This window comes from Brevibacterium sp. FME37 (assembly GCF_014897485.1).
Taxonomy (GTDB): domain Bacteria; phylum Actinomycetota; class Actinomycetes; order Actinomycetales; family Brevibacteriaceae; genus Brevibacterium.
In genome coordinates this window covers 42,200-54,621 of record NZ_JABUYE010000005.1, presented here as the reverse complement: position 1 = coordinate 54,621, position 12,422 = coordinate 42,200, and the positions used below count along the sequence as shown (strand labels likewise).

The 12,422-nt window shown below is 62.8% G+C and carries 16 protein-coding genes; 5 read left to right on the top strand and 11 right to left on the bottom strand.

The genetic code is table 11. From position 1 onward, the window contains the following. Positions 1-88 precede the first annotated feature (88 nt). Positions 89-487 (bottom strand): cupin domain-containing protein, encoded by a 399-nt coding sequence (locus tag INT29_RS07910; RefSeq protein WP_226829966.1) that lies wholly within the window; start codon positions 485-487, stop codon positions 89-91. Positions 488-625: 138 nt separating this feature from the next. On the opposite strand from INT29_RS07910, the gene INT29_RS07905 reads away from it, so the two are divergent. Together INT29_RS07905 and INT29_RS07900 are read left to right on the top strand one after the other, a co-directional pair. Then, entirely contained in the window at positions 626-2,080 is a 1,455-nt protein-coding gene (locus INT29_RS07905; RefSeq protein WP_193071314.1) for an NAD(P)/FAD-dependent oxidoreductase, read from the top strand. Between the two features lie 45 nt (positions 2,081-2,125). Continuing rightward, on the top strand, positions 2,126-3,295 hold the full coding sequence (locus INT29_RS07900; RefSeq protein ID WP_096158042.1) for a pyridoxal phosphate-dependent aminotransferase: 1,170 nt from the start codon (positions 2,126-2,128) through the stop codon (positions 3,293-3,295). A 30-nt stretch (positions 3,296-3,325) separates the two neighbouring features. Here the strand turns inward: INT29_RS07900 and INT29_RS20625 are convergent, their stop codons facing one another. Together INT29_RS20625 and INT29_RS07890 are read right to left on the bottom strand one after the other, a co-directional pair. Further along, positions 3,326-4,378, bottom strand: a complete 1,053-nt coding sequence (locus INT29_RS20625) for an XRE family transcriptional regulator (protein ID WP_101584196.1) — start codon at positions 4,376-4,378, stop codon at positions 3,326-3,328. Then, positions 4,375-4,983, bottom strand: coding sequence for a hypothetical protein (locus INT29_RS07890; RefSeq protein WP_101557098.1), 609 nt, complete (start codon positions 4,981-4,983; stop codon positions 4,375-4,377). The genes INT29_RS20625 and INT29_RS07890 overlap by 4 nt, the downstream gene beginning before the upstream one ends. A gap of 96 nt (positions 4,984-5,079) precedes the next feature. Here INT29_RS07890 and INT29_RS07885 point away from each other — a divergent pair, with 96 nt between their 5' ends. Next, positions 5,080-5,763, top strand: coding sequence for an NAD(P)H-binding protein (locus INT29_RS07885; protein WP_096145714.1), 684 nt, complete (start codon positions 5,080-5,082; stop codon positions 5,761-5,763). Between the two features lie 18 nt (positions 5,764-5,781). Here INT29_RS07885 and INT29_RS07880 read toward each other — a convergent pair whose 3' ends face one another. From INT29_RS07880 to INT29_RS07845, 8 genes are all read right to left on the bottom strand, one after another. Then, positions 5,782-6,429, bottom strand: a complete 648-nt coding sequence (locus tag INT29_RS07880) for an RraA family protein (RefSeq protein WP_125188626.1) — start codon at positions 6,427-6,429, stop codon at positions 5,782-5,784. Positions 6,430-6,434: 5 nt separating this feature from the next. Beyond that, positions 6,435-6,833: a RidA family protein gene (locus tag INT29_RS07875; RefSeq protein WP_193071313.1), complete on the bottom strand. Its 399-nt coding sequence runs from the start codon at positions 6,831-6,833 to the stop codon at positions 6,435-6,437. After that, positions 6,830-8,239: an MFS transporter gene (locus INT29_RS07870; RefSeq protein ID WP_226841734.1), complete on the bottom strand. Its 1,410-nt coding sequence runs from the start codon at positions 8,237-8,239 to the stop codon at positions 6,830-6,832. The genes INT29_RS07875 and INT29_RS07870 overlap by 4 nt, the downstream gene beginning before the upstream one ends. 196 nt (positions 8,240-8,435) lie before the next feature. Next, entirely contained in the window at positions 8,436-9,068 is a 633-nt protein-coding gene (locus INT29_RS07865) for a homing endonuclease associated repeat-containing protein (protein WP_226823970.1), read from the bottom strand. Positions 9,069-9,078: 10 nt separating this feature from the next. Then, the gene (locus tag INT29_RS07860; RefSeq protein WP_193069947.1) at positions 9,079-9,498 is read right to left on the bottom strand and encodes a hypothetical protein; all 420 of its coding nucleotides are present in this window, start codon (positions 9,496-9,498) and stop codon (positions 9,079-9,081) included. Between the two features lie 17 nt (positions 9,499-9,515). Next, positions 9,516-10,157: a small multidrug efflux protein gene (locus INT29_RS07855; RefSeq protein WP_114319463.1), complete on the bottom strand. Its 642-nt coding sequence runs from the start codon at positions 10,155-10,157 to the stop codon at positions 9,516-9,518. A gap of 139 nt (positions 10,158-10,296) precedes the next feature. Continuing rightward, on the bottom strand, positions 10,297-11,064 hold the full coding sequence (locus tag INT29_RS07850; protein ID WP_069599282.1) for a MerR family transcriptional regulator: 768 nt from the start codon (positions 11,062-11,064) through the stop codon (positions 10,297-10,299). 78 nt (positions 11,065-11,142) lie between these two features. Then, positions 11,143-11,547, bottom strand: a complete 405-nt coding sequence (locus tag INT29_RS07845) for a hypothetical protein (protein WP_096177659.1) — start codon at positions 11,545-11,547, stop codon at positions 11,143-11,145. A gap of 58 nt (positions 11,548-11,605) precedes the next feature. Between INT29_RS07845 and INT29_RS07840 the strand changes: the two genes are divergently transcribed. Together INT29_RS07840 and INT29_RS07835 are read left to right on the top strand one after the other, a co-directional pair. After that, positions 11,606-11,776 carry a hypothetical protein gene (locus INT29_RS07840; RefSeq protein WP_165771016.1) on the top strand — a complete coding sequence of 57 codons (171 nt, stop codon included), beginning with the start codon at positions 11,606-11,608 and terminating at the stop codon, positions 11,774-11,776. Positions 11,777-11,805: 29 nt separating this feature from the next. Further along, the gene (locus INT29_RS07835; protein ID WP_096159471.1) at positions 11,806-12,408 is read left to right on the top strand and encodes a hypothetical protein; all 603 of its coding nucleotides are present in this window, start codon (positions 11,806-11,808) and stop codon (positions 12,406-12,408) included. The last annotated feature ends 14 nt before the right edge of the window (positions 12,409-12,422 follow it).

The following is a 12,422-nucleotide window of genomic DNA, read 5'->3' as shown; positions in this document are numbered from 1 at the left end:
GGGAGCCGCCTGCGATGTCGAGCACGCCACTGCCGTCTACATCGAGCCGAATGTGTGGGTTCGCCACCGTACGGGTGCGTGAGACCCGCTATTCGCTGGGCGCGATGAACAGTTTCCGCAGGGGTGCTTCGTCAACGTGCCAGCGAGTTTTCATCCCGTCTTCGAGGTGGACCAATGTGCCGGGCGAGAGCTCAACTGGAGGCAGGTCAGGTTCGTCGAATTCGATGCGGCCGGTGCCGCTGATGACGATGAAGACCTCATCGCCTTCGACATCGCGCATGGCACCAGCGCTCATCTCCCACAGGCCGTAGTCGGCGCCGGCGATCGAACCGAGTTCTGCAAAAGCCGTGGTCGCGTCGGCAGGCGAAACGCGTGAACCAGCATCGCTGTCGGTCGCCGAGGTGGCTGCACCGACCCGTTGCCAGTCCTCGATGGGCTCGTGGTCGAGAGGGAAATCGTCGGTGTTGATCGGCTCCATTGCGCTCATGGTGCCAGTTTATCCAGAGCCGCGGTTCATCGACTGATCCGAGTCATGAAACCGCCCCTGGACTGCACGGAATCCATATGGCAATACGCCGCCCTGCAACCATTTACTTCGCTCCAACGGTGGGATAGAACTGATTCCATGTCCTACCTCAACGGCGAGGCCTCCCATTGGCTGACCCAGTCCCCTCCCGAGACCACCATTCCCTCCCCACTGCCCACCGATAAGCAGGACCTCATCATCGTCGGCGGCGGCATGACCGGCCTGTGGTCGGCCTACTACGCCAGGCAGACTCACCCCGACTGGCAGATCACCATCGTCGAGGCAAAGCACATCGGCTACGGTGCCTCAGGTCGCAACGGCGGCTGGCTCTCCACACTGATGCCCGGCAACAGGGCCAAGTACGCCGAGGCGGTCGACCGTGCCAACGACACCGACCCAAACGGCCCGGTCGGCTCTGCCGGACTGAGCGGGGTGGAGTCCGTGAGGTCATTCCAGTCTGCACTCTTCGACTCCATCGACGAGGTCCTCGAGGTTCTCAAAAGCGAGGGCATCGACGCCCATCAGGTCCGCGGCGGCCATATCGACATCGCCCAGTCCGAGGCCGGAATGACCCGACTGCGCGAACTTTACGAGGGTGACAAACAGTACGGCTACGGACCCGAGGACATGCAGTTCCTCGACGCCGAGGCGACCAAGGCACACATCAACGTCGACAACGCTCACGGCAGCGTATTCTTCCCCGGCACCGCCCGCATTGACCCCGCACTCCTCACGCGTGGCTTGGCAGCAGTCCTCAAGAATCAGGGCGTCACGATCTGCGAGGACACCTCGGCGGGTCACATCGGCAAGGGTGTGGTCGCAACGAATCGCGGCCCGGTCACCGGGGACACGATCTTCGTCTGCCTCGAGGGCTACTCGGACACCGTCACCGGTGACCTGCCCGGGCTGGAAGGACGTCAGGTCATCCCCGTGTTCTCGTCGATGATCGCGACCAACCCGCTGCCCGCCTCGGCGTGGGAGGACATCGGCTGGGACGGCCGCGAATGCCTCGGCGACACCGCGCACACCTTCATCTACGCCCAACGCACCGACGACGATCGGATCGCCTTGGGCGGTCGCGGTGCACCGTACGAATTCGGCTCGCGGTTGCCCGGTGACGGGCAGGTCCCCGCCGAGGTGGTCGAGCTGCTGAGCACGCGCCTGTCCTCGCTCTTTCCCAACCTCGAATTCGAGGTCGACCACGCTTGGCGCGGTGCCCTGGGTGTGACCCGGGACTGGTGCGCGGGGATCTTCTTCGATACCAACCAGCGCATCGGCGTGGCCCGCGGCTACGCCGGACACGGAGTCACGGCCACGCACTTGGCGGCGAAGACGCTTCTCGACCGGGCATCGGGAGCCTCGACAGCACTCACACAACTGCCCTGGAACGATCATTTCTCCGGTCAGTGGGAGCCCGAGCCCATCCGCTGGCTGGGCATCCGCTCGATGTACAAGATCTTCAACATCGCCGACGAATGGGAACGCATCACCGGGGCGAAGAAGACGAGCCTCCTCGCCCAGTTCGGCTCCCGCCTGGCCGGGCTCCACGAATAGACCCGGCCCAACCAACGTGGCTCCACACAGAAGTACGAGGAATCAATGACACATGAGTACCGCCGCATCGCCCCGATGGCCCAGACCTACCCAGCCTCGAACATCCGCAAGATGTTCAACCTAGCCTTGGACTACCCAGAGGCCGTGAAGCTGACGGTCGGCGAGCCGGACTTCAATACTCCCGCGCACATCAAGGCCGCCGGCATCCGCGGGATCGAGAACAATCAGACTCGGTACGTGGCCAACGCCGGCATCCCACCGCTGCGCACGGCGATCGCAGCGAAGTACGCCGGCCGGTGGAATCGCGAGGTCACGGCCAACAATGTCATGGTCTCCTTCGGTGCGATGGAGGCGCTGACTTTCGCCCTCGACGTCACCGTCTCCCCTGGTGAAGAGGTCATCATCCCCGATCCCAGCTTCCCGAACTATGTGGGACAGATCCACCGCCTCGGCGGGGTGGCGGTTCCAGTGCCGGTCACGGAGGACAACGACTTCAAATTCCGCGCCGAGGACGTTCGATCGGCTATCACCGACAAGACCGCGGCGATCATCATCAACAGCCCGTCGAACCCCTTGGGCTCGGTCATGGACCGGGCCGAATTGGAGACGATCGCGGATCTGGCCGAGGAGTTCGGCTTCACGGTCATCTCCGACGAGGTCTATGACCAGATCACCTTCGACGATGCCCAGTTCACCTCCATCGCCGAGGTGCGCCCTGGCTTCGATCGGTTCCTCGTTGTCAACAGCTTCTCGAAGACCTACGCGATGACCGGGTGGCGCTGTGGATTCGTCATCGGGTCGGTCGATCTCATCGCGCCGATGGCCTTCCTCCAGGAGGGAATCACCTCGAGCCTTCCCGGGTTCGTGCAGGAAGCGGCACTCGCAGCGATCGAGGGCCCGCAGACCGACGTCGACATGATGGTGCAGTCCTATGCGCAGCGCCGCGACCTCATCACCGAGCGCATTGCGGGCATCGACGGCATCAGCATGCTGCGCCCCGAGGCCACGTTCTATGCCTTTGCCAACATCAAGGACTGGGGACTGACCTCGTGGGAGGCGGCCACCGCTCTTCTGGAGAACCACGGGTTGGCAACGATTCCCGGCTCGGCATTCGGGGCTCAGGGTGAGGGCTACCTGCGGCTGACGTTCTCCGTCGCCCCGGAGACTATCAATACGGCCTGCGATCGGATCGCCGACTTCGCCGCAACGCGGTAATGCCTGCCGACACCTGTGACCCGGTGAAACTCAGACCGAGCTCAAGTGGCGACCCGATTGAGGCAGGAACACGTCAGGCACCGCATCCCTCGCGTAACCGGTCAAGTCTGCGAAGTCGTCGTTGGTCAAACCCGCCGATCTGAACTGAGCGACGAGACCTGACACCAGCCTCGGCGACTCCACTGGGACACGGTCTTCCTCTGGCTCTTCTGTGCGCCACCCTTTGCGGCTGATCTGCCGGTAGAAATTCTGCCGATCGGTTCCGCTCGCCAGACCAAGGCGAAATGCCCTCTCGAAGATGGCCTGCATAGAGACTCCCCACTCGAGCTTGAGAGCCAAGAGATTGGGCAGCTTCAGCGTCTTCAGCTGGTGACGGATCTCCGCCTCCGGCATCAGGAACTCGGCTGCGAACTCATTGGCCTGGGCTTCAACGTCGATCATCTCGTCATCGACATATCCGTCTGCGTGCATGACAAGATGCCCCAGCTCATGAGCCAACGTCAGGCGCTTGCGCGAAGGCGAGGACCAGGAGTTGACGATGACCAGCGGATAGTCGGAGACCCACTGCGAAAGACCATCGATTCGATGAGTGCCCAGGTCGAGTTCACAGACAATCGTTCCCGCTGTCTCCATCAGGTCCACCACAGACCTCACTGGCCCAAGTGGCACGCGCCAAGCTGTACGTACTCGACGAGCAGCCTCCGCCGGTTTCGTGAACTGATAATCGAAGGTCGGCACATGGGTTGCCGTCTGCAAAGGCGCGCGTTCGGTGAGCATCGACATATGCATCCGGAGCTCGTTCAGTTTCGCTTCGGCAGACTTCCACATCGACACCTTGGTCGACGACTGGCGGCGCATATGCGCTGACACTCCGATGGCGGCACGCATGCGAAATTCCTTGACGAGGAACGCCGGGGTGACACCAAGCTCGTCGGCAATCCTGCGGATTTCAGAGTCCTCAGGCGTCCTGGCCCCCGAAATATATCGGGAAACAGTGGCCTGAGCAGCACCGATCGCCAACGCGAGATCAGCCTGAGTCAGGCCTCGTGCGCGCATCAGTGTCTCTATGACTTCGCCTTTCACAGTTCGTCAGTTCCGGTTTCTTCGTCGCTGTCGACGAGGCCACTGAGATCAAGTTCAGGCATAGAAGTCTCGTAGACGTCTTCCACCCGGATCGTCGCCGGGCGCTCAACTTCGCGCTCGAGTGTGACGGCCCACAGGGCTCGACTATCAAGTGACTCTCGATAGGAGATGACGGCAGGACCGATTCGCCCATCCATCCACTTGTACCCGACAGCCAGATGCGTCACCTCAAGCCCATCGAGAGGAAGAGTCGGCTCATACCAACGTTTCGCCCCTTCGGTGGGGAATGCAGCGATGACGTCCCCCGCCCGGTGGCGCTTCACGCGAAGTTTGAATGAGTTCATCCATCCGATCTCACGTACCGGCTCGTCGTCAATGATCGTTGACTCCGGGGACGCGTCGATTCGACGAACGAGTTCTGCCCACACTCGCTCGTGGATGAAGCTGCTGATGAATCGCTGCGTGAATGTCGGAAACCAGGCGGGTCTGAAATCCTGGAAGTCACCCAGGTCAATGCGGGCTTGATCGACCGAATCGATCAGGGCAGTCTGAAATTCGTGCCCAACTGCGTCAAGAATCTCGTGTCCATTTTTCGCCGAAATCATACCAGTAAATATACCACCGCATTCGGAATACTGAGCCGACATCCGGACTTACACCAGGGAACCAATAGAACGCACTCCACCATTTGAGAGGCAGACATGTCGACTATCACGATCATCGGCGGCCACGGAAAAGTTGCGATGCTGGCGGCACCGCTGCTCAACAATGCCGGGCACACGGTCCGCTCGGCCATCCGCAAGGAGGAGCAGTCCTCCGAAATCGAGGCGGCGAACGCGACGCCTGTCGTCGCCGATGTCGAAAACCTCGACACCGATGCCATCGCCGAGGTGCTGGCCGGCAGTGACGCGGTTGTCTGGTCCGCCGGTGCTGGCGGATCGGGTGAGGACCACACATGGGCGATGGATCGCGATGCCGCCATCCGCGTGATGGATGCAGCCCAGAAGTCGGGTATCCGCCGCTTCGTGATGGTCTCATACTTCAATTCCCGGCTCGTCGACGGCGAAGTTCCCGGCGTCGAGAAGGGCGACGGAATGTACGCCTACTACAACGCGAAGTCACAGGCCGACGAACATCTGCGCACGAAGACCGACCTCGACTGGACGGTCCTCGGCCCCTCAGTTCTGACCCTCGAACTTGCGACACAGAAGATCACCGTGGACAGCGCCGGCGAGACCCGCGACCTGGACGTGCCCTCGACGTCTCGCGACAACGTCGCACATGTCATCGCCGCAGCCATTGCCGAGCCCGCGAGCTTCGGTAAGACGCTGAACTTCCACGACGGTGACACCCCCATCGCCGAGGCGGTCGCTCAGGGAGTCTGAGATCTGACCGTTCCCCGGTCACCCCGGCAGCAGCTCCCGCAGGTCCTCCCCCGCGGCAATTCGCGCGAGAAGTGCTGGTTCGCCCCAGTCGGAGGCCAGCGCCGCCTGCAGGACCTCATTCCCCGGGCCCGTCGGTGGCAGTACAAGCACTCCCTGCCGGTCACCGAGAACCAGATCACCGGGGCGGACTGTGACGCCGTCGATCTCGACCTCGCAGTCAAGGACATCATCGCCGAAGCTGCCGGTACGTTTCGTCGTCCGCGCGATCAGTCCGGTGGCGAAGACCGGGAGCCTGTCCTGCACGTTGCGCAGCGCAGCGGCGTCGGTGACGGGTCCGTCGACGACGATGCCTGCGGCACCCTGGGCGATCGCGGCCGCCGCCGTGACCGCCCCGACCGGCGCGTGGAGGCCGCTGGCGACCCGGATGACGAGAACGTCACCCGGCCTCAGTGCGTGCAGTGCGCGGTTGACGGCGAGCGCATCGGGTTCGCGCAGATCGAGGGTTCTGGCCGGGCCGACCATCTGCGGCCCTTCGTTGATCGGCACCATGCGGGGAGTGCAGAATCCGTCTTCGAGGAAGTGACCGAGCGTCGGGAGTTCGACCTCTCTCAGTGAGGCGATCAGTTCCTCGGAGGCCAACTCCTCACAGTCCAGGTCCACCGCCATACCGCTCACGCCCCACCCGCTGCTTCGGAAGAATCGCTGACAACCGCGACACATTCGACCTCAAGCGAGATGTCCCAGATGGAGACGCACACGGTGGTCCGTGCCGGTTTGGCCTCTCCGAAGAAGTCCGCATAGACACGATTGAAGGGCTCCCGCTGCTCGGGCGTGGTCAGATAGGCGTTGACCTTGACCACCTTGTCGATGCCGCTGCCCGCGGTTTCCAGAACCGATCGCAGGTTGCCCAGGCACGTCCTCACCTGATCCTCGAAGGCCTCGGGTGTGATGCCGTCGGCAGCGAACGGCACCTGCCCGGTGGTGAAGACGAATCCGTTGGCGACGACGGCCTGCGAGTACGGGCCGATGCCCGGGGCCAGACCCGGGGCTGTTTCAATGCGGCGGATCATCGGTTCTCCACCCCCACCTCGGCGGTGGTGTCAGCGTTGACTCCGGCCTCGGCGGTATCCGCCTGGTCGATGCTCTGCAGGCGGTTTTCGGTGAGCAGGAACAGGGCGATGAGTGACAGGACTGCGGAGCCGGCGATGTACCAGGCCATCGAGTCGGACTTGCCGGTGACGTCGAGCAGCCACACGGTGATCGCGGGGGTGATTGCCGAGCCCAGCAGGCCCGAGAGCATGTAGGACACGGACAGTCCGGAGTAGCGGATCTTCGCGCCGAAGAGCTCGGCGAGGAAGGTCGCGATCGGTCCGTAGTTCGCGCAGAAGGCGATCATCATCAGCCCGTAGGCGAGGAAGACTGCGGGGGCGCTTCCGGTGTTGATGAGCCAGAAGAACGGAAAGGCGAGGATCACTTCGCCGGCGATTCCTGCGGCGATGATGGGGCGCCGTCCGACCTTGTCGGAGAGACGGCCGAAGACCGGGATGAAGATGAGTCCGACGATGCAGGCGACGAGGACGACCCAGAGCATGAAGTTGCTCGACAGCCCCTTCTCCTGGGTGCCGTAGTTGACGCCGGAGGCGACCATGAGCGTGAAGGTCGATCCGGTCGACAGAGTGGCGATGCCGCCTAAGATGACGGGCTTCCAGTAGTGGCGCATGAGGTGGGCGAAAGGCAGTTTGGCCTTCGCTCCCTGTTCGCGGACCTGCTGGAAGCTCGGGGTCTCTTCGATGTTGAGGCGGATGTAGATGCCGACGGCGACAAGCAGCACGGAGGCGATGAACGGAACCCTCCAGCCCCAGGAGATGAGCGCTTCCTCGGACACGAGACCGGTGACGATCAGGAAGGCGAGGTTGGCCAGCAGCGTCCCCACGGGGACTCCCACCTGGACCATCGACCCGTACCAGCCTCGACGCTCCTCGGGTGCGTGTTCGACGGTCATGAGAACCGCTCCGCCCCATTCGCCGCCGAGCGCCAGCCCTTGGATGATGCGCAGGGTGAGCAGGATGAACGGTGCGGCGATACCGATCGTGTTGAAGTCGGGGACCAAGCCGATGGCCAAGGTCGCACCACCCATGACGAGGAGGGAGACAAGCAGCATCGACTTGCGTCCGAGGCGGTCGCCGAAGTGTCCGAACAGGACCGCTCCCACCGTGCGCGCCAGGTAGGCAGCGGCGAAGGTGAGGAACGCGAGGATCGTACCCAAAGCCGGTGAGAGCTCAGGAAAGAACACCTGATTGAACACCAGCGCCGAGGCGGTGCCGAAGAGGAACAGGTCGTACCATTCCACGGTGGTGCCGATGACGCTGGCGGTCGCGATCTTGCGCATCTTCGCGCGATCGAGGCGAGCGCTGGCGGCTGTGCCGGTGCCCGAGTTGTCGACGGAACCGTCGTCGGTGCGAGTTGGCGAACTCATGGTGGAGCCTCCGAGAGTGCAGATGAACAGAGTTGGAAGTGACTGTCATCACTCTTCCCTGTGCGCACTTCGGCGACAATGAAATTTCACACCAGGGTGAGGCTCAGAATTGTGTATTTGCACATTTCGGCATCATCGAGCCATCCCGTGGTGGCTTGAGAATCCGTGCTCGGCCTCTTACCTCGCGGTCAAACCCTCACCCCGCCGAGGCGAGTGCCGCGTTCCAGCTTCCGTAGAACTTCCGCACTGCGGCGGCCGAAGGAACTTCGCCCTTGTGTTCGGCGGCGTATTCGCCGTAGGCCTTGTAGGTGGCACCGAGGTCCCGGTCGTCACAGTCAGCGACGAAGTCGGCGATCGCCTTGTCATACGCGGCTTCGTCGAAGCGCAGCTGGCCCCGTGCTCGACCCACCGAGCTGGTGGCCAGGCCCGCGGCCTTGAGCGCCTCGTTCCAGGAGCCGAAGCGTTGGACGGCGGTCTGGCTGGTCGGCGGCCACACACTGGCGCCCTTGGTCGAGGCCACACCCAACTGCCTGAGGACTGTGGTGCGCGCCTTCTCGTATTTCGCCGCGGTCAACGCCACCGGGCTGGGTGAGCTGCGCACGCTGGCAATGGATCCGGCCACCTCGGCGAGGGCCTTCTTCACGCCATTCTCATTCAACGTCTGATTGCGGAGTGCGACCTCAACCTCGGCGAGGATCTCGCTGTCCTTGGGACTCAGCGCGGACGTGGCAGTCGGGGCCAGGCCAGCGTCGGTCGCGGCGAGGTGGAGCAGCGCCCCGATGAGTGCGGGGGCGGCGGTGTGGGACCTGTCGGTGTCGGAGTCAGTCATCGCCTTCATCTTACGTGCGATGCCTTTCCTGCGACGCCCCTTCTCTGCGTTGGAGGAGAATGCTCATCACGAGCGGCAGGCTGCAGACGGCCACGGCCATGAGCAGTGCGGCGATCGCGGAGTCGACGATGAGGAAGTAGCCTCCGCCGAGGAGCACCGTCGAGGTCGCGGCCGACACTAGGCGACCGGTCACGGTTCCGCCGATGTCGCTGCCGTCGAGGATGACGTCGATGAGCCGGGAGATGACGAACCAGGCGACGAGGATGCCGAAGGTCGCCAGCAGTGACTCGGAGAGGGCCAATCGCATCGGCACCTCGAGCGCCCAGCCCAGCAGGGTGGCTGAGAACGGCATGAGCAGGGGAAGGGCCGTGGCCGCGAGAGCGATGGCCGAATAGGTGAGGATCTTCCTGTGGCGGTAGGCGGTGGTCATGGTTCTTCCTTTCCGGTTCAGCCGGTGAACAGGGACAGTGCTCCGGTTGCGATGAGTGTGGTCAGCGTCGTCCAGACGACGATGGCGATGCCCTGCCAGAGCAGGATCCATGAGGTCTTGACTCCTGAGCTGACCAAGATCGTCGAGGTGATCTGAGTGGGAATGGCCAGGGGTCCGAGCAGGCTCGCGCCCGGGACTCCGAAGCGGTTGAGAAAGCGTTTGAACTTGATCCGGCCCTTCGATTCGGGCTTCTTCTGAGCGGGTGGCTCGTTGAGGAACCTTGCTTCGCCCTCCGCAGGCCCGCGTTCGTCGGCAAGGGTTGCGCTCTCGTCGGCGACGGTGGCGTCGGCCCCAGCCACTCCAGCTCCGGATCCGACGCCGACGCCGACGGGCACGCTCTCCCGAGCTCGGCTCCGGCGAGCCACTACGGCCTCGCGAGCTCGGGCACCGAGCAGCACGATGACGGTGACGCAGATGAAGTTGCCGATCGCTCCGGCGACCCCTGCGACGATCGGGTTGAGGCCAGCCCACACTCCGATGACAGCTGAGACCTCGCCCTCGACGAAGGGCACTGCTCCGGCGAGCGCGATGATGAACGGCTGCAGAAGCTCGGGGACGTGGGAGGCGAGGCCTTGGAAGAAGGTGATGAGGGTGTTCATGATGTCCTCTGGAAGTAGTCCGATTGATTACTTCCAGTGGAAACTGTGTTCTCAGAACAGGGTCAAGCCGTGATGGTCGAACACCGGAAATTCACAGGGAAAGGAGACTGCAGAATCCCCTCGCCGAGGTGGCCGCGACCTACTCGGTACCACTTTCCATGGCGTCATCGTCGGCAGCTGTCTCTTCCACACGCTCCTTGTGAACCCTGATGATCGCCCGGCCCAGGACATCGAGTTGGGCCGGGTTGTAGAGCTCGACCATGGACTCCATGATTGCCGACCACCCCAGGTCCTCGGCGGCGCCCTCGACACTCGGCCGAATGTCGAGCAGCCACGGGTCATCGTCGAGATGCTTCTCCATCAAAGGAACCATGGCATCGACGGCATGGACCCGTGCGGCTTCATCGGCGTCATCGGGCAACTCGTTGAACTCGCGGTCCGCAGGCGAAGTCTCGGCCATGATGCCACGCATCTGGGTCATCGTCTCGTCGTCATAGAGTCTGGCGTAGAGACCCATGAGGCGCCTGTCGGCCTCGGACATGGTGGCGGCGACATCGCTGAAGCCAGAGGCGGTGTCGATCGGTGCCCCGTGCTCGATGAGCCCAGCGACCTCATCACGAGTCTTCTCGAGTTCGGCGATCTTAGTCTTGAGTTCGGCATCAAGATCTTTGAGAGCCCGGCGCTGTACTTCCTGGTCACCGTCGATCGAGCTGATCTTCTCCAACGGAATCCCCAGGCTACGCAGACGACGAATCTGCAGCAGACGCAGCAGGTGAGCCGCGCCGTACTGCTTGTAGCCATTGCTGGCACGCTCGGGCTCAGAGAGCAGACCCTGCTTGTGATAGTGCCGGATCGTGTTGACTGTGGTGTCGGTCAGCCGCGCCAACTCGCTCGTACTCCACCCCACGGGTCATTCCCCTCGCCGCTGCTGCGTCTTTGTCGGACAGTGACAAGTGTATTGGCCCTCGGCGCGGATGACTCCGTGTCAGTCGATACCTTCCGGAGTGTCGGGAGGCGTGAAGAAGGTCTTTCTCATGAGGTACAGCGCGAGTCCGGCGATCACGGCAATCACGACAGCGGTGAACACCAGGTCGAAGACATCGCTGCTCTGTGCGATCAGTCCGGGAACGACGAAGCTGGCCGCAAACACGCCGATCAGCGCTGCGCCGAGGCCCTTGCTGCCGTGGAAAGCTTTGATCTCGAGTGCCGCACCCTTTGCGCGAAAAAAGAGCCACACGAGCAGAGAGAAGACAGCGGAACCAGCCAAGACCATCCAGATGATCTCCGGTGTCGGCTGTCCTCGCAGCATCGACTTGGCGACGACGCCCAACGATCCCCAGGCGCAGAGAATCCCTGCACCAAGCAGCAATGTGTATGCCTCTGAAGTCATGAGTCCTATCGTGCCTCCTGCATGGGCGTCGTTCGAACCCGCGTGTTTAAACTGAACCATGACTGAGTTCAATATCGGCGACACCGTCCAGATCATCACTGGCCCCCTGAAGCACAGCGTCGGCACCGTCGTCTACCTCTATGAGGAGACGGGAAAGTACCTCGTGCGAACAGGCGTCGGGGCACAGGACTACTACGCACCGGATGAGATCGAACTGTTCAATCCCTGACGGGGACAGCTTCAATTTAGAATTGGCCTGTGTTCACACTGTCGCCCGGATTGCCTCTCGCTTCGCTCTGCGCTGTCGTGCTTCTGCTCTCCGGCTGCTCCGATGACGCAGCAGATCCCACCGTCGGCACATCGGGTTCCACTCATTCCCCGACAGACCGATCCCAGACGACTACGGGCGCAGAATCAACCACACCGCTTCCGACCACCCGTCAGCTCGGCGAAAGCGTCACCCTGTCGAACGGGAACAGCGTCACCGCCCACGAATACCGAGTCGTCTCCGATACATCCGATCACACCTCGGGTGCCATTGACATCGAAGTCTGCACGGGCGAAGAGAACATCTCCCCCACCAGCTTTGAGACCACGGAACCCTGGTCGGTCATCTCGGTCATCTCGGTCGGCGATGAATACCACCGCGTGGCAGACGTTCCCTGGAAATACGACGAGATCTCACCGGTCCTCGAACCCGAGGCTCACATTCCCGGGGGCGAATGCCTCCGTGGCTGGGCAATAACCTATGCAGGACCCGACGACGAAGTCACCACGATTCGCTACCGCGACGAATCCCCCAGAGACCCGAACCACGAAGAGATCCTCTGGGAAGTTCCACGGGACCAGGCGACCGAGTAGCGTCACCCGGCCAT